Origin of the sequence: Mesorhizobium sp. (assembly GCF_004963255.1) — a bacterium.
GTDB lineage: Bacteria > Pseudomonadota > Alphaproteobacteria > Rhizobiales > Rhizobiaceae > Mesorhizobium.
Window position 1 is genome coordinate 115,807 of record NZ_SUGA01000001.1, and the last position, 22,373, is coordinate 138,179.

Annotated in this window: 18 protein-coding genes; 11 read left to right on the forward strand and 7 right to left on the reverse strand. The window is 60.5% G+C overall.

Translation table 11 applies throughout. From position 1 onward, the window contains the following. Positions 1-8: 8 nt before the first annotated feature. Entirely contained in the window at positions 9-503 is a 495-nt protein-coding gene (locus E5X34_RS00535; RefSeq protein WP_292559654.1) for a Rab family GTPase, read from the forward strand. Between the two features lie 3 nt (positions 504-506). After that, on the forward strand, positions 507-1,577 hold the full coding sequence (locus tag E5X34_RS00540) for an adenylate/guanylate cyclase domain-containing protein (RefSeq protein WP_292559657.1): 1,071 nt from the start codon (positions 507-509) through the stop codon (positions 1,575-1,577). Between the two features lie 35 nt (positions 1,578-1,612). Here E5X34_RS00540 and E5X34_RS00545 read toward each other — a convergent pair whose 3' ends face one another. The 4 genes from E5X34_RS00545 to E5X34_RS00560 form a co-directional block, all read right to left on the reverse strand. Then, positions 1,613-3,058, reverse strand: a complete 1,446-nt coding sequence (locus E5X34_RS00545; RefSeq protein WP_292559660.1) for an adenylate/guanylate cyclase domain-containing protein — start codon at positions 3,056-3,058, stop codon at positions 1,613-1,615. 149 nt (positions 3,059-3,207) lie between these two features. Continuing rightward, a complete protein-coding gene (locus tag E5X34_RS00550; protein WP_292559663.1) occupies positions 3,208-5,430 on the reverse strand; it encodes a mechanosensitive ion channel family protein in 2,223 nt (740 codons plus the stop codon). A gap of 263 nt (positions 5,431-5,693) precedes the next feature. Next, complete coding sequence (locus tag E5X34_RS00555) at positions 5,694-5,963, reverse strand: hypothetical protein (protein ID WP_292560725.1); 270 nt, start codon at positions 5,961-5,963, stop codon at positions 5,694-5,696. 242 nt (positions 5,964-6,205) lie between these two features. Then, entirely contained in the window at positions 6,206-7,180 is a 975-nt protein-coding gene (locus E5X34_RS00560; protein ID WP_292559666.1) for a helix-turn-helix domain-containing protein, read from the reverse strand. 224 nt (positions 7,181-7,404) lie between these two features. Here E5X34_RS00560 and E5X34_RS00565 point away from each other — a divergent pair, with 224 nt between their 5' ends. The 6 genes from E5X34_RS00565 (at position 7,405) to E5X34_RS00590 (ending at position 15,054) form a co-directional block, all read left to right on the forward strand. Then, complete coding sequence (locus E5X34_RS00565; RefSeq protein ID WP_292559669.1) at positions 7,405-8,196, forward strand: hypothetical protein; 792 nt, start codon at positions 7,405-7,407, stop codon at positions 8,194-8,196. A 446-nt stretch (positions 8,197-8,642) separates the two neighbouring features. After that, positions 8,643-10,148 carry an arylsulfatase gene (locus tag E5X34_RS00570; protein ID WP_292559672.1) on the forward strand — a complete coding sequence of 502 codons (1,506 nt, stop codon included), beginning with the start codon at positions 8,643-8,645 and terminating at the stop codon, positions 10,146-10,148. Positions 10,149-10,230: 82 nt separating this feature from the next. Next, the gene (locus tag E5X34_RS00575; protein ID WP_292559675.1) at positions 10,231-11,139 is read left to right on the forward strand and encodes a formylglycine-generating enzyme family protein; all 909 of its coding nucleotides are present in this window, start codon (positions 10,231-10,233) and stop codon (positions 11,137-11,139) included. Between the two features lie 327 nt (positions 11,140-11,466). After that, a complete protein-coding gene (locus tag E5X34_RS00580; RefSeq protein ID WP_292559678.1) occupies positions 11,467-12,681 on the forward strand; it encodes a glycosyltransferase family protein in 1,215 nt (404 codons plus the stop codon). A 1-nt stretch (position 12,682) separates the two neighbouring features. Further along, positions 12,683-13,927 carry a glycosyltransferase family 4 protein gene (locus tag E5X34_RS00585; RefSeq protein WP_292559681.1) on the forward strand — a complete coding sequence of 415 codons (1,245 nt, stop codon included), beginning with the start codon at positions 12,683-12,685 and terminating at the stop codon, positions 13,925-13,927. Then, positions 13,924-15,054: a glycosyltransferase family protein gene (locus E5X34_RS00590; protein ID WP_292559683.1), complete on the forward strand. Its 1,131-nt coding sequence runs from the start codon at positions 13,924-13,926 to the stop codon at positions 15,052-15,054. The genes E5X34_RS00585 and E5X34_RS00590 overlap by 4 nt, the downstream gene beginning before the upstream one ends. 151 nt (positions 15,055-15,205) lie before the next feature. Here E5X34_RS00590 and E5X34_RS00595 read toward each other — a convergent pair whose 3' ends face one another. Then, positions 15,206-15,877, reverse strand: coding sequence for a class I SAM-dependent methyltransferase (locus E5X34_RS00595; protein WP_292560728.1), 672 nt, complete (start codon positions 15,875-15,877; stop codon positions 15,206-15,208). A gap of 158 nt (positions 15,878-16,035) precedes the next feature. On the opposite strand from E5X34_RS00595, the gene E5X34_RS00600 reads away from it, so the two are divergent. From E5X34_RS00600 to E5X34_RS00610, 3 genes are all read left to right on the forward strand, one after another. Beyond that, positions 16,036-18,750 (forward strand): ABC transporter ATP-binding protein, encoded by a 2,715-nt coding sequence (locus E5X34_RS00600; protein WP_292559685.1) that lies wholly within the window; start codon positions 16,036-16,038, stop codon positions 18,748-18,750. Positions 18,751-18,937: 187 nt separating this feature from the next. After that, positions 18,938-19,390 (forward strand): cyclic nucleotide-binding domain-containing protein, encoded by a 453-nt coding sequence (locus tag E5X34_RS00605; protein WP_042639150.1) that lies wholly within the window; start codon positions 18,938-18,940, stop codon positions 19,388-19,390. Between the two features lie 131 nt (positions 19,391-19,521). Next, on the forward strand, positions 19,522-20,376 hold the full coding sequence (locus E5X34_RS00610; protein WP_292559688.1) for an MBL fold metallo-hydrolase: 855 nt from the start codon (positions 19,522-19,524) through the stop codon (positions 20,374-20,376). 50 nt (positions 20,377-20,426) lie between these two features. Here E5X34_RS00610 and E5X34_RS00615 read toward each other — a convergent pair whose 3' ends face one another. Beyond that, positions 20,427-21,203, reverse strand: a complete 777-nt coding sequence (locus E5X34_RS00615) for a polysaccharide deacetylase family protein (protein ID WP_292559691.1) — start codon at positions 21,201-21,203, stop codon at positions 20,427-20,429. After that, entirely contained in the window at positions 21,200-22,288 is a 1,089-nt protein-coding gene (locus tag E5X34_RS00620) for a glycosyltransferase family 4 protein (RefSeq protein ID WP_292559693.1), read from the reverse strand. The genes E5X34_RS00615 and E5X34_RS00620 overlap by 4 nt, the downstream gene beginning before the upstream one ends. Between the last annotated feature and the right edge of the window lie 85 nt (positions 22,289-22,373).

Sequence of the window (22,373 nt, forward strand, 5' to 3'; positions counted from 1 at the left end):
AGTCCAGGATGCTGCAAAAAAAAATCTGCATGTTGGGCGGGTTCGCCGTCGGCAAGACCAGCCTGGTGCGCAGGTTTGTCCAAAGCATCTTCTCGGAAAATTACCTGACCACGGTCGGCGTCAAGATCGACAAGAAGAGCGTCGCGTTTCCGGACAAGACCGTTGACCTGATCTTGTGGGATCTGGCCGGTGAAGACGATATCGGCTCGTTCCGCGTTAGCTATGTGCGAGGCGCGACCGGGCTCGTGCTTGTCGTCGATGGAACCCGGCCCGCTACTCTTGCCGTGGCGCTCACGCTGCGCGAACGGTGCGAGGCCGAATTCGGCGCCATGCCGTTCATCTTGCTGTTCAACAAATCTGATCTGACCGATCGGTGGGCGATACCGGAGGGCGAGATCGACGAACTCAAGCAACGTGGATGGCAGATCTATCTGACGAGCGCGCTTTCGGGCGAACATGTCGACGATGCGTTTCGTCAGCTTGCTTCGATGGTCGCCAAGTAGACCATGTCCAGTTTGCCGAAAGAAGTCAGAAGCTGGATATACGACTTCTTCTCCAATGGGCGCTTCGCAGCGTATCTGAAGATCGACGCCCGGCAATGCATAGAAGAAAAAGGCGGCCACCTCGACTTTTACGGGCTCTCGTCGCTTCGCATCGACGAGCCCGTTGCCGAGCAGCTTGAATTCATGGAAGGGCTGCTGCCTTGCCCCGAGCTTCCATTTCATATGCCGATGATGGAACTGCCCGGCGGGCATGTCGCGGACCTTCACTTCTTTGGCGATGGCGACTCGGTGTGGCTGGTCTTTCTCGACGCCACGCCCGAACGCGACCACCAGCAGCGGCTTCAGCAGAAGGCGTATGAAATGACGCTCCTGCAGGAGAGGGAGCGTCAACTCAATGCGAAGCTGCAATCGACGAACGAGGCATTGAGGGAAAGCCAGGAGGGTTTGTCGCGCGAGTACCGGCGCGCCGAATCCCTGCTCCTCAACATTCTTCCGGCCTCGATCGCGGAGCGGCTGAAGGCGGACGAGCAAATTGCAGACAACCACGCGGAGGTCAGTGTGCTTTTTGCCGACATAGTCGGTTTCACGGAAAGAGCGCGGAGCGTCGGAGCCACGACGACGCTCGCTATCTTGAATTACTTCTTCAGGGCGGCGGATCTGCTCTCGGAACAGCATGGCTGCGAAAAGATCAAGACCATCGGCGATTGTGTGATGGCGGTTGCCGGCCTGCCCGTCGCGCGATCCGATCATGCGCACGCCCTTGCGAACTATGCGCTCGAGCTGCGGGAGTCGGCCAGGCGCGAACGCTTCGCAGGAGAACCGCTAAGCCTTAGAATTGGAATTCACTCAGGGCCAATCGTCGCTGGCGTCATCGGCAAAAGGCGGTTTGTCTATGACCTGTGGGGCGACACCGTCAATCTCGCCGCGCGCATTCAAAAGGCCGCGGAGCCCGATGAAATCCGTATTTCGGATGCAACCCACGAATTGCTCGGACCGGATTTTGCCTGCGACCCGCTCGGAGAAACGGAATTGCGTGGCACGGGTCGTGTGCGAATGTGGCGGCTCCGCGGCTGATTTGCCGTGCTTCGAGGGCGCAATCCAAATCGCTTCTATCCCCGCATAATGCGATAGACGGTAGCATCACCTTCCACGCCTCGAAGAGGCGCGTCAAAGGCCACGACATGATGGCCGGCGAGCATGTCGCTGACCCCCGGCGCGGAATGGAGGGCCTCGGAAATGCAGACCTGTCCGGCTTCCGCCAAGGACTGCACGCGCGCGGCCACATTCACGGTCTGGCCGAAATAGTCGAGGTTGTCGTTGAGCGTCACGGCGATCGACGGTCCACAATGGGCACCGATTTTGAGGATGATCCCCGGCCCGTCATGGTCGCTGTTGAAACGATCGATTTCTTCAAAGATGTGGAGTGCAGCCGAAATCGCATCCGACGGCTGCGAAAACGCAGCCATCACCGCATCCCCAATCGTCTTGACCACCGCTCCGGAATGTTGCTGAACCGCCGCGTTGACCAGAGCAAAATGCTCGCGGACCAATGCATAGGCATTGAGGTCACCCAGGCGCTCATACATGGCGGTCGAACCCTTGAGGTCGGTGAACAGGAAGGTGATCTGCCGGATGCCGAGCCCCTCCTTCTCGTCGACACGTTCGGATCGGAAGAGCTGGCGGAAGGTTTGCCGCGCAAGCAGCGCTCCGCCGGAGACATAAGGGTCGAAATCGAGCGCCGGCTTGGTGGTCAGCGCGACAAGCTCGGGCGGCCAGTTGATGGCAAGCAATGAACCTCGCACCGGCCCCCTGTTTGTCACCTCAATGACAATCGGACCAGGCGGCACGGCGGGCAACGCCGGCAAGAAGCGTTTGCCGTCATAATCGATCTTCAGAAGCGTCGGCGCCAACACCGGATCGCCTGATATCGGCACAGCGAATGCGGCTTGCGTCTGCACGTTGACACCCGCAAGGGCGCCCGCTCCCAGGTCGGCGCGGAGCACTGTGGTGGAGCCTGGCGGCAGAAACGTCATGCCCCGAACGAAGCCGCGCAGAACGTCAACAAAGCGAACGTCTTGCCCGGGTAATCGCCCGTCATGTCCGAAGTGCAGATTCCAGTGAAAATCCTCGACAGGCAGCGTCTCGGGATCATGGTGCGGCAGGCGCCGCAGCTTCGGCGATATCGAGAAGGTGACCTCGATGAAATCGTCGAGGTCGGTGTCGCCCGACACGTCGCACAGGCCACAGACGTAGTGGGTCTTCAGCGTGCGCAGGGCGCCGAAGCTGTCGAGCACCATGCCGGACTGGGGACAGAGCACATCCCAGCTCATGTCGAATAGCCCACAGCGGGCGGCGTGAAGGAAGAGGTCGATCGCTTCAGGCTCGGCGATTGCGCGGTCGCGAGCAAAGGCCAGGGGATTGACACGATAGAGCGAGTGGTCGTCGGCGCTCCTGATCAGCGTCTCGAATTTCGAGATGACGCGCGGGCTCCAGGCGCGCGCCTGCTCCACCTTGGTCATCTTGCTTTCGAGAAGACGATCGTCGACTACCGTCACGCCCGATCCTCAGCCTTGCCTCGCGACAGCCTACTAAAAAACCAGCGCGATGCGAATGGGTTGACTTCCTTGGTTGTACGACAGTCGGCCTGGATCAGCATGACGTTTCGTCGAACCGCCGGCCTGATCTATCTCCTGGTGGAGCTTTCCTACTCCGTTGTGCTGGCTTTTTTCCTGCGCCGGCTGGTGTGCGACTGCGCGACTGCCAGTTTCAACTCGGGTGTAATCTCGACAGGCGCATTCTCTGCCCCATGCGGGCTCTGCAGCCCCTCGACGTGAACGGTCGGGAATGGCAGTTCGATGCCCTGCTCCTTGAAGACCTGGCGGACGCGTACATAGAATTTGCGTTTCATGCCGAAGGCGCCTCCCGGTCTGGTTGTGACCTTGACCCTCAACACGATACCGTACTCGCCGAATTCCTGTACGCCCTGCATCTTGATCGGTGAAAGCACCCAGGGTTTGAATTCGGGATCCTCCGCCAGTTCTAGGCCTATTCGCTTGATCAGCTTGCGAGCGAAGTCGATGTCGGTGTCATAGCCGACGGTGATGTTGAATTTGTCGGTAACCCAGTCACGGCTCTGGTTCTGGACTGCCCCGAGTTCACCGAAAGGTATAGTGAACAGCGAGCCACGATGGTGGCGCAGCTTCACCGAGCGCAACGAAAAGCTCTCCACCGTTCCCACATAACGGCCGGCTGTAATGTATTCGCCGACACGAAACGCATCATCGAGCAGAAAAAACACGCCGGAAATGACGTCCTTGACCAGGGTCTGCGCCCCAAATCCCACAGCAACACCAACGACGCCAGCGCCGGCGATCAGCGGGCCGATCTGAATACCCACCGAGGCGAGCATCATCAGCACCGCCATGACGACGATCACCGCGAGCAGAATGTTTTGGATGATCGGCAAGAGCGTGTGCAGCCGCGCCTGCTGCGGATCGACGACCGGCATCTCCTCGTCGCTGATCTCCGCGTGCTGCGTGTCAATGCCCAGCTTTCTCTCGATCAAGGCTTTGATGATCGACCAGCCGAAATCGGCGGCAAGGGCAATGACCACGACATTGATCAAGCCGCGCAATATGAGCGTGGTCGTCGTGTTGCTGTCCTGCATCGACTGCATGTCCAGACCCCAGGCACGCGCAAGAAGGTAAGCCGCCGCCAGGATCAAGATCATCCGGACTGCGCGATCGATGACAGCGATCGTCACCGCAGGGATCGTAGGCCGGCCAGACTCTTCCGAACCCGGCCGCAGGACGAAATTGACCCCGCGCTGCGTCAGCACTATTGCGAAAGGCAGGAAGAATGCGGCGAAGGTAAACCAGAACAATATGGGAAGGCCTGCGATGCGCAGCAGGAACAGGCCGACGAAGTAAGCAGTCAAAGACCATGTCGCTGCGGTGTGACCGTGCCCATCGTTCCGCTGTGTTCTTGGCCTACGCCAAACGGCAATCAGAAAGAGCAGCAGCAGTACGAAATCGGCACCTACCGACAGCACCAACATTCCGTCCTGATCGATGCCGAGACCCGGCAAGAGGATGAACGCGGCGGCGAAGAAGGCGAAGACGCCGAAGATCCTGGGTACCCAATAGAACCAATGGTCGGCCGTTTCGTTGGTAACCGGCAAAGCACGAACCTCGACGGCGTTCTCGACCTGCATGAAGGAGGGGACGAGCAGGGCTGCGAGGTACATGCGCACCGCCGCTGTGGCGACCGCAGCCATCAGAAAGGTCAGCACGATCTCGCGGATAAGCATTGGCCAGTCGAACAAGATGAACGCGCCGGCGCTGCCCAGCGCGAACGAGACGATCAGCAGGCTGGAGTAAAGCGTGCGGCCACCAATCTTCCTGGCCCGCCCAATGGGCGTATCTTTCGATTGTGCAATGATCCAAAGACGAAACGGACGGGTGAGCTTGTACGTTGCCCAAGTGAGCGCCAGGCCGGCAGCGATAAAAATCGCGACCAGAAAAAGCACGCCGGCGGGCCTCTTGCCGGACATATCCTCCATGGTCTCGGTCCGAATGCGCGCGAACTGGCCTGGCAGCGAGGGCAAGGTCCGCACGATTCTTTCGATATGATGCTTGATCCGATCGAGCATCGAGGATGCCATCGTATTCATCCGGCCTGGCGCGGCCGCGGCGTCGGACGATGCGCCGGCCGGTGAAGCTCCTGCCGCGGCAGGGGCTGCCGTTGAACCGGCATCCTGCTTTCGTTGTTCGGCCACCCAGGCCTTCACTGATGGATCGTCGAGAAGATCGAACAGTTGTTTGACCTTTTCAGGCGGGACGGTCGCCGGCGCCTGCGCCTGTGCCGGACCAGCCAACAAGAGGGCGACCACCGCAAAGACGAGCGGACGGGCAATCATGACCAACATCGCCGTCAAATCTCCGAGACGTCTTGCCAGGTGCGCTGGTTTCCTGTCTCCCAATCGTCGAATCATGAGTGGCATCGTGCTGCAACCTTCCGGTCAAATCGGTAAGCAAGGACATCTACGTCCATCACTGCCCTACCTTGAAGAAACCGACATTGCGGTGCAAGACGTCGCCGTCCCAGGGCGCGCGATCGAAGCGCCTCTCAAAGCTTCCCGCCCTATTGGATGTGATCCACAATGTTCAAAGGGATGAGGTTCGCTCCCACTCAATTTACGTGGACGACGACGTAGCGTCCGCCATAGGGTTGATAATATGTGCTGCCGCAGTGCCAAAGCACGGTGCCGTTGATGGAAGTCTTCACGCAGGCCGCCGGGAGCCTGGCCACGTAAATGGTCGAGCGGCGGATCGTTCGGCGCGTGGTGCGCCTCGCGACGCCTGCGACGCTGCCAGGCGTGAGCGGATGGCCAACTCGCGCCTGCGCGTCGCTGACAAAGGGGCCGAACGGGCCAACCGTGTCCACCAGCCCAGCAAACATCAGGGCGGCCACGATTCCGGCAGCGCCGGTCAACCTCGAGCTAGGTCTCATCATTCTTGATCCTCCCAAGAGCTCACCGCTCCGTGCGTTTTTGTTTCCGGCCTACGCAGCCTCCGCTGCCGACCCTACGGCCAGCATTTTAGAATATACTAATTCTCTATTTCGGCTTCTATCCGGATTGCGCAAATTCCATCGAACCGCTTGCATGGGGACCAGCATTTCTCGGCGCAGGTTGCGCCCAGTCACGATCTTCCGGCGCGCTGCAGTGTTTCGTAGGGAGATTCACCGAAGAAGAGTCGATAATTCGCGGCGAAGCGGCCCAGATGGGTGATCCCCACATCCATAGCGACTGCGGTAACGCTCAAGCCGTCAGCACGTGCCGTGGTAAGGAGCCGTCTGGCTTCGTTGAGGCGGAGCGCTCTGATGAATTCGAGCGGGGTCACAGCGAACGTAGTGCGGAAGGCGTACTCCAGCTGTCGACGGCTGACGCCGATTTCCTTGCACAGTCGAACGATGCGTATGTCTTCCTGGATATGAGTGCGAATGAAATCCTCGGCCGCCGACGCTTGTCTCAAATGACGACTCGTGGAACCGGTTGTCCCGGTCTCACGATTGTCTGCGCCCGCGAAGGCGTCAGCCACCATCCCTAGATATTCCACGAACGCACCTGGAGGCTGCTCCGGCAGAACGGAGTCACTTGCAATTGCCCCGAGGTGGTCCGCCATCGACTTCATCAGGCGTCGGATTCTTTGCGCTTCGTGGGCGGGGAGCCGTACTGCCGAGGGGCGATCGCTGATCTGTTCGAGGACCGTTCCCGCGGCAACCGACTGGATTTCCATCCAGGTTGCGGTCGGAACAATGGCGACAACGTAAGTGAGGCCAGGCCGGACCGTTGCAGTCACGGTCGTGCCGGCAGGGATCGCGAGGATCAAGTCGTCTTCAAGCGGGATCCCGCATATCGCCGACCCACAGGCCCGCTCGATGGCCACCAACGCCACGGAGCCTGAATCGAAACCGCCATTGGCGCGGAAGGCGCAATTGAATTCTGGCAGGTCGAGCGCCCACTTGCCGGGAGACTGGATTTGCCGGATGCGGGAGGGAACGTAGCCGGGCGAAAGCCTGTCTATTTTCACCGGCAGACCAGAGGCGGCGCTGGTGAGGTCGTCAGGGCCAAGTTGCACATCCCTGTACGAAGGCGATGATGGCCAGGCAGTCAAGGCACGTCCTTTTGCGCAAACTGGATAGCAGGACGATTGTATTAGATATAGCTTAAGCACAAATTGCGCGAGATCAATTGGCACTTAGGTCGCCGACCAACGGCCTAGTGGGGATAGGCCGTGTGGCCAAGTTGACGGAGCGCAAAGCGAGGGTTCATCCAATATGGAAGAGTAGTCTCTGCTTGGGATAGTCGGGCAGCAAAAACGACAAATGGGGGACGATGATGAAGAAATTTCGTTTGGCCGCCCTGGCAACGGCCGGGGCATTGGTACTTAGTGTGGCCAATGCCTTTGCAGCAGACATCGCCAAGCCACAGGACGACGGTTGGACCTTTACTGTCGCGCCGTATCTGTGGGCATCTGGAATCAAGGGCGAAAGCGGCCTCTTTGGATTCCCGCCTCAGGACGTCGATGTGAGCTTCAGCGACGTGCTGCACCACCTCAAATTCGGCTTTATGGGGCTCACGGAAGCTCGCAATGGGCCTTTCACCATCAGCACGGACATTGTGTACGCCAAGCTCGACGCCAACATCGGCACCCCCAGAGGAATCCTCGCCTCCAACATCGATGCGACGGTGAGCACGTTCATGGGCACCGCGCTCGGTGGTTACAGCGTCTACTATCAGGATGGGACGAATTTCGATCTTGTCGCCGGAGCCCGTCTCTGGTCGGTCGACAACAGTTTCGACTTCCACGGCGGTGCGCTGGACGGCCGCTCGGCGAGCGACGGTGATACATGGGTCGATCCGGTGATCGGCGCCAAGTTCAAGGCTGATGTCGGCAATGGATTCTACCTCGCCGGCTGGGGCCTCGTCGGTGGCTTCGGCGCCGGATCCAAATCGATGTGGGACGTGATGGGCGGCGCCGGGTATCAGTTCAACGACAAGATGTCGATGTTCGTCGGCTATCGGGCCGTACACGACAATTACAACCACGACGGCTTCGTGAACAAACTCACCCAGCAGGGTCCATTGCTGGGGTTCACCTATCAATTCTCGCCAGCCCATCCGGGATAATAGCGGATTGACATGAAGTGGCTGGTTCCCGGCGGCGCTTGCGACTGCCGAGAGTGAGGAACTGCGCCGTCGAATACCTTTTTGGCCGCATCCGGAACGTTGAAACCGCCTGGCAGGCTCATCCCCCTGGGCGGCGCTCCCTATTGCCGGCGATGCTGGCCCGGATGTCAAAACTTTGCGCAAAGTGGATAGCGGCACGGTTGTACTAGGAATAACCTGGAATCCGAATAGCGCGAGATCAAACAGCGCAGGAATATCGCCGACGAACGGCGAGTGGGGATCATGGGCTGGCTGAACCACTTCAGAGATGTGCACACAGGGCATCTGGTGCCCCTGAAGCAATCCTCTGTTGTGTAGCCGGCGACTGCTTTGCGGGAGCGTCAAGAAAATTAGATGCAAATCGGGTTTGAGTGCAGCGGCGTGAATTAGCAGAGCAGGGGCGTAAGATGAGAAACGATCGTGACTTCCCGGCTGAAGCCGGCACAACCAGCAAAATTACGCGGCGGGATGCATTGATGGCCGGGACGGCTGCCGCCGTTTCGCGATTGGCGGTACCCGTCGGCCTTTCAGGCGCACTCGCCGGGCTCGCCGGCGTTCAGCCGGCGGCGGCCCAGCCCTCGCAGCCGAACATCGTCTTCATAGTTACGGACGATCAAGGCTGGAAAGACGTCGGCTATCACGGATCAGACATCAAGACGCCCAACATCGACAAGCTTGCGTCGGACGGGGCGAAGCTCGAAGAATATTACGTGCAGCCAATGTGCACACCAACGCGTTGCGCCCTCATGACCGGCCGCTATCCGCTGCGCTATGGCATGCAGGTTGGCGTCGTCCCCGCCGCGGGGACCTATGGCCTCCCGCTCGACGAGACACTTCTTCCGCAAATCCTCAAAGACGCGGGCTATCAGACGGCGATGAGCGGCAAATGGCATCTCGGCCATGCCAAGACGGACTACTGGCCGAAGCAGCGTGGATTTGACTCATTCTACGGGGCGACGGTCGGCGAGATCGACCATTTCAAACACGCTTCGCACGGTATCGCGGACTGGTACAGGAACAACAAGCCGCTCAAGGAGCCGGGCTTCGACAACACCCTGTTCGGTCAGGAAGCCGTCCGGGTCATCAACACTCACGACCAGAAGAAGCCGCTGTTCCTCTATCTCGCGTTCACCGCGCCCCACACGCCGTTCCAGGCGCCGAAGGAATATCTCGACCGCAACAAAAACATCGCCGACGAGAACCGCAGAGCCTACGCCGCCATGATCTCGGTGATCGACGACGAGGTCGGCAATGTCGTCGCCGCCCTCGAGAAGAAGGGGATTCGCGACAACACCCTGATCGTTTACATGAGCGACAATGGCGGTGTCACCAACTCGATGTTTTCGGGGGACTCAAAGGTAAGCGGCAAGCTGCCTGCGGATAACGGCCCCTATCGCGACGGAAAAGGCACCCTCTATGAGGGCGGCACCCGCTCGGTCGCATTCATGAACTGGCCCGGCAAGATCAAACCTGGCGTCTTCAATGGCCTCATGCACGTCGTTGACATGTTGCCGACATTGGCCGGGCTGGCTGGTGCCAAGCCCGGCAAGGACAAACCTCTGGACGGCATGGATATGTGGCCGGCCATCAGCGAGGGAAAGCCTTCGCCGCGCAAAGAGATTGTCTACAATGTCGATCCGATGGCCGGTGCGGTGCGCGAGGGCGAATGGAAACTGATGTGGGCGGCAGCGTTGCCGCAACGGATAGAGCTGTTCAATTTGGCGGAGGACAAATCGGAAGCCAGCAATCTGGCTGACAAGTATCCTGACAAAGTCAAGGCGTTGCAGGCAAGGATCACCGAGCTCGCGACCCAGATGAAGCCTCCCCTGTTGCTGATGGAAGCCGTGCGGCTGACGTACTTCACGCCGCTGGTGACGCCAAGCCCTGAAGAAATGTTCGCTGCGGGGGATTGAAAGGCGGATGCGTTCTGCCGTTCCGACGAGGCCGCCCGATGCACGACTTGTCGCAAGGCCGGCGATTTCGTCAAACGGCGATATGCTTTGGATCCCCGGCGGCGAATTCCTCATGGGCTCGGACAGCCACTATCCGGAAGAGGCGCCGGCGCATCGCGTCGTCGTCGGCGGCTTCTGGATGGATCGCACGACCGTCACGAATGCCGAGTTCAGGCGCTTCGTCGAGGCGACCGGTTATGTCACGCTGGCCGAGCGCCCGGCAAATGCCGCGGACTATCCCGGAGCCAGCGCCGAAGCACTGGCGCCGGCTTCGGCCCTGTTCGTCAGGCCTCCGCGCGGCATTGATCGCAACAATCATTACAACTGGTGGGCTTACGTGCGCGGCGCCAACTGGCGGCATCCGCGCGGGCCCGCCAGCGGCCTAAGGGGGCTAGACAATCATCCCGTCGTGCACATCGCCTACGAGGACGCGGAAGCTTATGCGAACTGGGCGGGAAAGGCGCTGCCGACCGAGGCCGAGTGGGAGTTTGCCGCACGCGGCGGGCTTGACGGCGCCGAATTCGTTTGGGGCGCCGAACTGACGCCCGGCGGCCGGCATATGGCCAACACTTATCAGGGCGAGTTTCCCTATCGCAACGACTGTGAGGACGGCTACGAATGGACCGCACCGGTCGGCTCGTTCCCGGCAAACGGCTATGGACTTTATGACATGGCCGGCAATGTCTGGCAGTGGACCACCGACTGGTATCAGGAGCACCGCCGGATCGAGAGCCCCTGTTGCACGATGGACAATCCGCGCGGCGGGGAGCGGGAGGCGAGTTACGACCCGCTCACGCCCGACATGAGGATTCCGCGCAAGGTCACCAAAGGCGGGTCTTTCCTGTGCGCCCCCAGCTACTGCCGCCGTTACCGCCCGGCTGCTCGCATGGCGCAGCCCGTGGACACCTCCACCTGCCACCTTGGGTTTCGTTGCATCGCGCGTTCGTCGTGACGAGCACGCGCTGAGATGTTCAGGTCGGGGAAGACAGGACCTAGCACTTCGTGCGAATGTAGCTTCATGAAGGGCTTCGGATTCTTGTTGCCGTCCATCTACACCACGAAAACTGGGTCAGAGTGAACAGCGCCATCTGACTTTTCGCATCGCGCCGGTCGCATGGGAGACGATGAATTCGCGGACGGTGAGGGGCGATCTGCGGCCTCCTCAGTAATACGAATTGAAAATTGCGCCCTCATGTTTCACAACAGGTCGGTTAGGCCCCAGGATGGCTTCCCCAACCGCCCCGGTTCCCAAGGCGAGAATTCAAAAAGACGTTCGGAAATGATCCAGCACGCACAAGACGCTCGAATTCTCATGTACAGCCACGATACGTTCGGGCTCGGCCACCTGCAGCGCTGTCGGACCATCGCGCATTCGCTGGTCGAGGATTTCCGCGGACTTCAGGTGCTGATCATTTCAGGCGCGCCTATCGCCGGCGCCTTCGATTATCGCGCCCGTGTCGACTTCGTGAAGATCCCCAGCGTCATCAAGTTGCGCAACGGCGAGTACACCTCGCTGGAAAAGGATATCGATCTGCATGAGACGCTCAGGATGCGCCAGTCGATCATCCGCCATACGGCCGAGACCTTCCGGCCGGATATCTTCATCGTCGACAAGGAACCGCTCGGCCTGCGCGGTGAGATCGAGGACACGCTGTCCTACCTCAAGACGCGGGGTACCACGCTCGTGCTTGGGCTGCGCGAGGTGATGGATGCGCCGCATCTGCTCGAAGCAGAGTGGGCACGCAGGGATGTGATGCGCAAGATAGGCCTGTTCTATGACAAGGTCTGGGTCTATGGCCCGCCGGATTTCTACGATCCGTTGACCGGCTTGGATGTGCCGCCGGCTGTCAGGGCAAGGATGAGGTTCGTCGGTTTCCTGCAACGGCGCCTGCAACGGAACGAGTTGCCCGGTCACCGGCCGGAGGGTGAGTATATCCTCGTCACCACAGGGGGCGGCGGTGACGGCGCGGAACTGATCCACGACGTCATTGATGCCTATCAGCAGAACCCGCAGTTGCAGCACAGGGCGCTGATCGTGCTCGGACCCTACATGCCGGCGCGAAAGCGCAACAAGCTGCTCAAGAAGGGGTCCAAGATCCCCTGCATCAAGATCATCGAGTTCGACAACCGCATGGAAGACCTGATTGCCGGGGCTAAGGCGGTAGTGGCGATGGGCGGTTACAACACCTATTGCGAGATATTGTCTTTCGACAAGCCGGCGCTGATCGTGCCGCGCGTTGAACCCCGCGAGGAACAACTGATCCGCGCTCGGCGCGCAGCCGAACTCGGCCTTATCGAGATGCTTTTGCCGGATGAAGCCAAGGATTCCCAGCGGTTTGCCGATGCACTGGTGGCGCTGCCGGACCGGCCCCGCCCATCCCAGAGCAATCCGCATCTGAGGCTGGAAGGGCTGCCCCATATTTCCGAAATCGTCGCGGAACTGTTCGACCGGCGGGCCAGCCCCCAGCTTTCGGTCATTGAAGGAATGAGCTGAGTTGCGACGCCGCAAGATCGTCGTGGTTCTGAAGGGCTATCCGCGGCTGTCGGAAACCTTCATCGCGCAGGAACTGCTCGGTCTTGAGCGCGCGGGGTTCGACCTGATACTCGTTGCGCTCAGGCGACCGACCGACGAAAAACGCCACCCCGTGCATGACGAGATCAAAGCGCCCGTCCGTTATCTGCCGGAATATCTGCATGAAGAGCCGCTGCGCGTGCTTCGCTCGCTGTTTGCCTATCTGCTGCGGCCGGGTTTCTGGCGCGCGCTCGGATCGCTGGCTGCCGATATCCCCCGCGACTTCACGCGCAATCGCGTGCGCCGCTTCGGGCAAGCGCTCGTGCTGGCGGCCGAATGGCCGGAAGACGCGGAATGGTTGCATGCGCATTTCGCGCACACGCCGGCATCGGTGACACGCTATGCCAGCCTACTTCGTAGCCTGCCCTGGAGTTGCTCGGCCCATGCCAAGGATATCTGGACTTCGGCAGACTGGGATCTGGCCGGCAAGCTTTCCTCGGCGCGCTGGACGGTCACTTGTACAAAAACCGGCTTCGATCGTCTGAAAGAACTCGCCAACGGCAACTCGTCCGTGCATCTGAGCTACCATGGGCTCGACCTCGATCGCTTCGGCAGTTTCGGCGAGGCGCGAAAACAGCATGACGGCTCGGCGCCGGGCGAACCGGTCATCATTCTCAGTGTCGGGCGCGCCGTTGAAAAGAAAGGTTACGATACCCTGCTGAAGGCCCTTGCCCTCTTGCCTGGAGATTTGGCGTGGCGTTTCGAGCATATCGGCGGCGGCGAGGAACTGGAACGGCTCAAGGCACTGGCGCGAAAGCTTGGACTGGATGGCCGCGTCTCCTGGAAAGGTGCGCTTGCGCAGGAGGAGGTGCTCGAGCACTACCGCTGCGCCGACATCTTCGCCCTGGCCTGCAGGATCACCGCAAATGGCGACCGGGACGGTCTTCCGAATGTCCTGGTGGAGGCGGCCAGCCAGCGGCTTGCCTGCGTGTCGACCGACATTTCCGGCGTGCCCGAGCTTTTATCGCCGGATGAAACCGGGCTGCTGGTTCCGACGGAAAACCCAATTGCCCTGGCCCAGGCCCTGGAGCGCCTGATCCGTGATCCCGTGCTGCGCGCCCGCCTCGGCGACGCCGCTGAGCGGCGCGTGCGCGGCAATTTCGATCATACGGCAAGCATTGGACAGCTCAAGGAACTGTTCGAGCGCGAGTGGCGGGCCGCCGATTGAAGCGCGTCTTCCTCTATGTCCAGCACCTGCTCGGTATCGGCCATCTCGCGCGCTCCAGCCGCATCGCAGCGGCACTGGTCGATAACGGGTTTGACGTAACCGTCGTGACCGGCGGAGCGCCGATCGCGGGGTTTCCGGCACCAGAGGTAAAAACTGTGACCCTGCCGCCTGTCACCTCCGGTGATGAAGGATTTTCCGGACTTGTCGACCTGCAGGGCAAACCCATCGACGACGATTTCAAGAAACGGCGTTCAGAGATGCTGTTGCAGGCATACCGGGATTGCAGGCCTGATATCGTCATTGTCGAGGCCTTTCCATTTGGACGCCGGCAGATGCGCTTCGAACTCTTGCCGCTGATCGGGGCCATCGAGGCGACATCGCCCAGACCGCTGCTGGCGACGTCTGTCCGCGATATCCTTCAGGAGCGCGTCAAGCCGGGCCGAAACGAGGAAACGGTCGATCTCATCAACCGGCATTTCGACCTTGTCATGGTCCACGGCGATCCGGCTTTCGCCACCATCGACAAGACATTTCCACTGGCTGGGGCGATCAGGGCCGAGGTCACCTACACAGGGCTCGTTGCCGCGCCGCCACCGCCCGCGGCCTCCGAGCGCTTCGACATTCTGGTGTCGGTTGGCGGTGGGGCTGCCGGAAGGCGCCTTGTAAGCTCCACCATCGCAGCGGCCCGGAATGCTAACAATGGCTGGAAATGGTGTTTGATCACCGGCCCCAACCTGCCGAAAGACGAGTTTGACGCCATCGCACGCGATGCCACGCCGGGCCTGTCCATCTTCCGTTTCCGCGAGGATTTCGCCAGCCTGCTGACCGGCGCCCGCCTGTCGGTCTCGCAGGCGGGTTACAACACGGTCTGCGATGTCCTGCGCGCGGGTTGTCGCTCCCTGCTCGTGCCGTTTGCTGCTGGCGGGGAAACCGAACAAACGGTTCGCGCCCTGATGCTCGAAGAACTCGGCCTTGCAACGGTGCTGATGGAAAAGGACCTGACGCCTGAAGGTTTGGCGCAGGCGATCGAACAGGCCCTTTCGGGACCGGCGCCATCCGCGCATCGTCTCGATTTGGAAGGCGCGCGTCGCTCGGCGCAAATCCTGCGTGAGCGCCTCAAGTCCTAGCTAGAGCGATTCACCGTTTCATGGAAACGGCAAACCGCTCTATCTCTTTGATTTGACGCAGTTCCGGACGGAATACCGTTTCCTGGTATCTGCCTTAGTCTTCATGCATGTCGTTGTCCCAAAACCGCTGCGCAGTTTTGGGCGAGACGCATCACACAGTTCCTATCAGCATGAAGCGCGTATATTTTTTTGTCGGCAGTTCGCCCGAGAACCGCACCTCGCGAAGCGCCGCCATTGCTTTGAAGGCTGAAAGTGAAGCCACGCAGTTGATGTGCGTCGGCTCGCTGAAATAGTCATTCGATTGCAGCAGTACATTCGTGCCCTGCGGAAGCAGTGCAAGCCAGGCGCGCAGATCGGCGATGTGCTCGCAGCTCGTATTGACTATCAGGTCAGACGGTCCGGCCGCATAGTCGAGTGCGTACATATCTGCCGTCAGCGCCCGGAACCGGTCGCCGGCCTCCCGATTGAGGGTCCGGGCAACTGGCGCGACTTCGGCATCGATGTCGATACTGTCGATTGCATCGATATTGAAGCGAGGGTCGTTGAAAAGCATTGCCGGCAATATGCCGTACCATCCACCCAGAACCCATATGCGCGCGAACCGGCCGCCGCGGCTTTCGAACAGCCTGTCGAGCGCCCACATCTTGCAGGCGACCTGCTTGTGGTTGAAGGCGTTGGCGATATCGGCATTCGGATGTTTGGCGATGACGCGCGCCAGCCCTGCCACGAGAGGGTGGTTGACATAGGCAGCAATTCCCCGCGTGAGGTCCAAGGCTTGCTCGTGCCCGTCCATGCCGGCATTGCGTGGTTGCGTGACATCCATCATATTCGTCTTGTATTTCGGGATTTCGGGCGACACAACGCAATCTTGCCCCGCCAAGCGCCTCGCAGGCTTCGAACGTGTCGCCGGCGATGGTTGCCGATGCGCCGTTCACCAGCTGCTTCTACTTTGTTCCTTAAACTGAAGGTCCACAGTCGCATATGGAACCCAGCCTAGCTCGCTATATCTGGACGCACACCAAGAAGCAGCAGCTCTGGATATTGGTCATCGTCCTGCTTTCGATGATCCCGTATTTCATGTCCTTTGACCTGCCGAAGCTGATCGTCAACGGCCCGATCCAAGGCAAGGGCTTCGAGCAACCGGGCGCGACCCAGCCCTTCATGAGGCTGCACTACAACCTGCCGTTCATCGGAGAGGTCCAGTTCTTCTCCGGTTTTCAGCTCGACCGGACGACGACGCTGTTTGCTCTGAGCCTTGTGTTCCTCCTGCTGGTCATCATCAACGGCCTGTTCAAATATTACATCAACACCTACAAGGGCCGCCTCGGCGAACGCATGCTGCGGCGTATCCGCTTCGATCTGGTCGATCGTGTGCTGCGGTTTCCGCCGCGTTATTTCAAGCGCGTGAAATCCGCCGAAGTGGCGACCATGGTCAAGGACGAGGTGGAGCCCCTGGGCGGTTTCATCGGCGATGCCTTCCTGCAGCCGGTGCTGCTCGGCGGCCAGGCGCTGACGGCCATGCTGTTCATCGTGGTCCAGAACTTCTGGCTCGGAATGATCGCCGCCGTGATCGTGGCGATCCAGATCGTGCTCATCCCGCGAATGCGGCGGCGGTTGATCGTGCTCGGGCGCAGACGGCAGTTGACGGCGCGCGCACTTTCGGGCCGCGTCGGCGAAATCGTCGACGGCATCGGCGCGGTTCACGTCCACGATACATCGAATTACGAGCGCGCCGACATAGCTGCCCGGCTCGGCCTCATCTTCAAGATCCGCTTCGATCTTTACCAATGGAAATTCATGGTGAAGTTCCTCAACAATTTTCTCGCGCAGATCACGCCGTTTCTGTTCTACATGGTCGGCGGGTATCTGGTCATCCAGGGGCGGCTGGACGTCGGCCAGCTCGTGGCCGTGATCGGCGCCTACAAGGATCTGCCTGGACCGATGAAGGAATTGATCGACTGGGATCAGGACCGGCAGGATGTCCAGGTCAAATATCAACAGGTCGTTGAACAATTCACCGTCGAGGGTCTCATTGCGCCGCGGATCGGGGCACTGACGATCGACGATCCCGGTCCGATGACCAACCCCCTGTCGGCGATCGGTCTGTCCATGACAGACGATGGCGGTGCAATGCTCCTCGACCGTATCTCCCTCCAGGTCAAGCCCGGTGAGACGGTGGCGCTGGTCAGCACTTCAACAGGTGGAGCGGAGGCGCTTGCAGAAGCCTTCGCACGGCTGAACTGGCCCGAAAGCGGAAGGGTCGCTTCGGGCGCCGACGACCTGCTTGAACTCCCCGAAGCAGTGACCGGCCGGCGCATGTCCTATGCCTCGTCGGATGTCTTCCTGTTCCAGGCAAGCCTCCGCGACAATCTGCTCTACGGGTTGAAGCATGCGCCGCTGACATCGGTGACTTACGACGGTGCCGCGGCGGACCAGCAGCGCTGGAACATCGACGAGGCGCGCCGGTCGGGCAACCCGGACCTTGATATCCACAGCGACTGGATCGACTATGCTTCCGCCGGGGCAACCGGCCCGCACGACCTCTTTGAAGCCGTGCGCCAGGTGCTCGACGCGGTTCTTCTGTCGCGCGACATTCTGGATCTAGGCTTGCGTTCTTCGGCCGATCTCACGCGTCACACGGAGCTTGCCGGGCGCATCGTCGAACTGCGTGCGGCGCTGCGAACCCGGCTGGAACACGAAGGATTGAGCGGACTGGTGGTTCCTTTCGAACCGGGCGCCTACAATAAGGAAGCAACGATCGGCCAGAACCTGCTCTTCGGCGCTGCCGCCGGCCCGGAGCTGGCCGACAGGGCTCTGGCGGCAAATCCCTATTTTGCTTCCGTGCTGAGACAAGCCGGCCTCGATCGCACGCTCTACGAAATGGGCTTGGAGATCGCTGAACAGGCGATCGAGCTGTTTGCCGACCTGCCGCCCGATCACCCGTTCTTCCAGCAACTCGCCTTCATGAGCGCTGAGGAGATACCCGCCTACGAAACCTTGCTGCAACGGCTCAAGAACCGTCCCTACGAGACGGTTTCAGAGAGCGACCGCGCCATGATCGTCACCTTGAGCTTTGCCTATATCGAGCCCCGGCATCGCTTCGGCTTGCTGAGCGACGAATTGATGAACAAGATCGTCGCCGCACGCAACCGGTTCTATGAAGACCTGCCGCCCGAGCTGCAAAACGCGGTCGAACGCTACGATCCCGCCAAGTACATTGCCGCGGCTACCGTCATGGAGAATGTCCTGTTCGGGCGTCTGGGCAGCAACCATCCCGACGCGCCGGACCGCATACGCTCCATCGTCTATGACATTCTTGATGAACTGGGGCTTTATGCCGAACTGCTGGATGTCGGTTTGGACTTCAACGTCGGCGCCGGCGGCAGGCGGTTGACCAGTGGACAGCGGCAGAAGCTCGATGTTGCCCGTGCCCTGCTCAAGCGTCCCGATTTTCTCATTCTCAACCGGCCGCTGTCGGCGCTCGACCAGCGCGTGCAGGAGAAGGTGCTGCAAAACGTGCTCGAGGAAGCCAGACGCGACGGCCGTTCGCCGGCAATCGTGTGGGTCGTGACGAATCCAACAATGGCGATGATGTTCGATCGGGTTGTCGTCTTCGACTCGGGTCGTTTGGTGGAAGACGGAACACACGAGACGCTTTTGGCAGGGGGCGGTATTCTCAAGGAACTGCTGTCATAGTGCATTGGACATTCAGATGGGTCATTCCGCCGGTGGGAACTTGCTGCAAGGTCAAGGGATTGAGCTTTCGGCTAGTTGGGCTCGCCGCCTCAAGTGGCTCGTATTGCCACCCGGAAACGGAACTGATTTCATCTGGGCGTCGGTTGTTCTAGTCTCGCAGACGTGAATTTTGGGAAGGTTTGGGACAATGCTGCTCAAGGATGAGGTTGGAATGCTGCAACGCGTTCCCTTGTTCTCCGGCATAGAGCCGGCAAAGCTCAAGCTGCTCGCGTTCACGTCCGATCGCGTGAGCTACGGCGCCGGCGAGATCCTTTTCCGGCAGGGCGACGAGGGAGACGCCGCCTATGTCATCCTTTCAGGCAGGGCGGATATTCTGGTCGATTCCGACGGTGGATCGATAAAAGTGGCCGAACTGGTGCCAAATTCGATCGTTGGCGAGATTGCCATATTGTGCGACGTCTATCGCACAGCGACCGTTAGAGCCGCTAGTCCGCTGGAAGCCTTGAGAATCCGAAAGGATCATTTCCTGAGGCTTATGAGGGAGTTCCCGGACATGACCATCGAGATGGTACGGGTCCTCGCCGATCGCTTGAGCCATACGACTGCGGATCTGATCGACGCACGAAGCGCCAAACAATGAATGATTTGCGCCGATTCTTGCCGTCGTGATGGCACTGGCCTCTCACGGAAAGGGTCACCAAGAGGAAAACCCGTCTCGCCTAGCAGCAGTTGTTTGGCTACGATGGCCGAGGGGTACCACGAAGGGCTTGCATGGACGACGACGTTTTCCTGGTCAGGTTTTGGGGCGTCCGCGGCAGCATTTCGGTATCGGGGCCAGAATTCTCTCGCTATGGCGGCAACACGATCTGCATCGAGATGCGATGCGGCAAGCATACGCTTCTCTTCGACGCGGGCTCTGGCTTGCGGCCTGCCGGCTGGGCGCTTCGGACGTCGGGCGTGACCGATTTCGACCTGTTTTTCACCCATTGCCACTACGACCACATCATCGGGCTGCCTGCTTTCAAGCCGATCTATGACCGCACCGTCAAAGTCAGGCTCTGGTCCGGGCATCTTGCAGGACGCATGACGACCCGCCAGATGGTCGATGAGTTCATGCGGCCGCCTTGGTTTCCGGTGAGACTGGACGTCTGCAAGGCAAGCCTCGACTGCCGCGATTTCGTATCAGGAGACGTGCTTCGGCCGCGCGAAGGGGTGGTGATCCGAACTGGAAGTCTCACCCATCCCGGTGGTTGTATAGGCTATCGGGTCGAATGGGGCGGCCGCGTCGTGGCGGTGATCACCGACACCGAACACGAGCCAGGCAAGCTCGATCAGGCGATCCTCGACCTCATCGAAGACGCCGACCTCGTCATCTACGATTGCACCTACACCGAGGAGGAAATGGAGCGCTACCGCGGCAACGGGCACTCGACATGGCAACAGGGTGTCAAGCTCTGTGAGGCCGCCCGCGCGCGGAGGCTTGCGCTGTTTCACCACGATCCGTCGCGCACCGACAATGAGTTGGACGAGATGGAGAAACTGGCCAAGGACAGGTTTGCCGGCGCTTTCGCCGCGCGGGATGGCCAGACGCTCGAATTTCCAATCTTATCGCACAAAGCGCGCTGAGCTGTTTCCTCTCTCTTCTTGTTTTCACGCAATTCCGGACGGAAAGCCGCTCACACTTTTCCTGGAATTGCTCTACCGGCGCCGCGCCGGATCAATGTCCTGATCGGAAGCCATGCGCAGGCCTCACTCCGTGCGGTGACCGTGAACAGCCGTTCGAGGAAAAGCCAGGCCGATTCATCATGGACGAGATGGTGGGTGAGCAGGCCGACCGGCTCGCCGTCGTCGAATGCGTGCCGCAATTGCGCGATGATCGTCTGAACCAATATGCCGTGATCGCGGCATCCGCGCGTGCCATGCCAATCCATGATGTCGACATTGCTGTTGATGACCGCCAGCGAAGCCGGCTTCGGCGGCCCATAGACCGACAATGCCGCAAATCCTATCGATCCAAGCTCGGATACCAAGCCGGCGTCGATCCTGTTCCAGGGCGGGACAAGCATCGGAACGGCACGTGCGCCGTGCAGGCCGGTTATGCGCGACAGCCCGCGAGCCAGATCATCGAGCACCGCCTCGCGTGTCCGGTGCGGGCCGAGCTCCTGCTTTTTCTGGCCCTCCGGCGCATGATTTCGGTGCGCCCAGCCATGGATGGCGACTGCGGCATGCGGCGCCTTGTAAAGCCGGGCGGCAAGCTTCTCATCAGTCAGGGCCGGAATGACGGCCAGAGTGACCGGGACCGCGACCTCACCGGCGAGGTCGAGCAGCCGATCAAGCGCAGGCGTCGGATCCACGGCGTCATCGTCGCGCAGCCAGAACTCTGCCTTGCGGTCCGCCCGTTGCCAGCGCGCCAGTTCTTCCGCCAAGGGTTGCCAGATCTGATCGGATGTCATGAAACCTGGATCTTCGCAAGAAGTTCGGCCAGACGCGCTGCCGCAGCACTGAGGGAGCGTTCTTCGAGGATGAAATGTCTGGCTTCTGCAGCCATGACGGTCCTTTCGTCGTTACGGGCCAGAAGCCTTTCAATGGCGGAAGCGAACGCCGGCACATCGCCCGGCGGGGTGAGGAACCCTGTCTGGCCATCCCGCACGACCTCCGGCACGCCGGCGATGTCCTGAGCCACCACCGGAAGGCCGGCGGCCTGCGCTTCGAGATAAGCAACGCCATAGGCCTCGCCGAAACCCGGCCAGACGTAAATTCCGCCGCTGTAGAGGACATCAGGCACCGCGGCTGGCTCGATCGCGCCAAGCCATTCGATGCGATCGGCGGGCAAGCCGGCGAATTGCGCTTTGACCTCTTCACGGGCAGGCCCGTCGCCGACGACCGACATGGTCCAGGGCAGGTGGCCGATCGAACCGAGCGCTTGCGCCAGCATGCGATAGCTTCCGAGTTTGTCGCCCGGGCGCATCATGGCGACGGTAACGAGGCGTGTCGGACAACCCGGCGCCGGCGTTTCACGGAATCCCGATGTGTCGATGAAGGGCGAAAGCATGGCGAAAGTGGCGCCAGGTACCGCATCCGCCAGTCCCTGGCGATCCCTTCGCGTGAAGCAGATGTTCAGCGCCGCCTGTTCGACGGCTCGCGCCACCAACGCTTGCGTATCGGCCCACAAACCGGCGTTGCGCCGGCTCGAATAGGAGGCTTCCGCTGTCACATAGGGGAGGCCAAAGGCCGACGCCAACTCGAGCCCGATCAGGTCGGGCGCCTTGTAGTAGGGATGGTAGGTAAACCAGAGGTCGGGCTTGCCGTCACGATCCCAAAGCCTTGTCAACCGCGCGGTTTCCCCTTTTGCCTCGATCTTGAGCGCATCGAAACTTTTCGACTCCGGTTCGCGTAGATAGAAGCGCAATTCGGTTACCAATTCGACGCTATGCCCTCCATGCTCAAGCGCCTTGATCAACGCCCTTGCCATCTGGCGGTCGCCGGAGGCAACGGGATCGTTGGGTGACTTCAGCGGCGCGTAGAAGGCAATTCGCATCGCCGGACCCTATCATCGCAAAGCCAGCCCAAGTCAATTTCGAAGCATGATCGTCGTCACCTTCAAGCAGTGGAATGTGCTATCT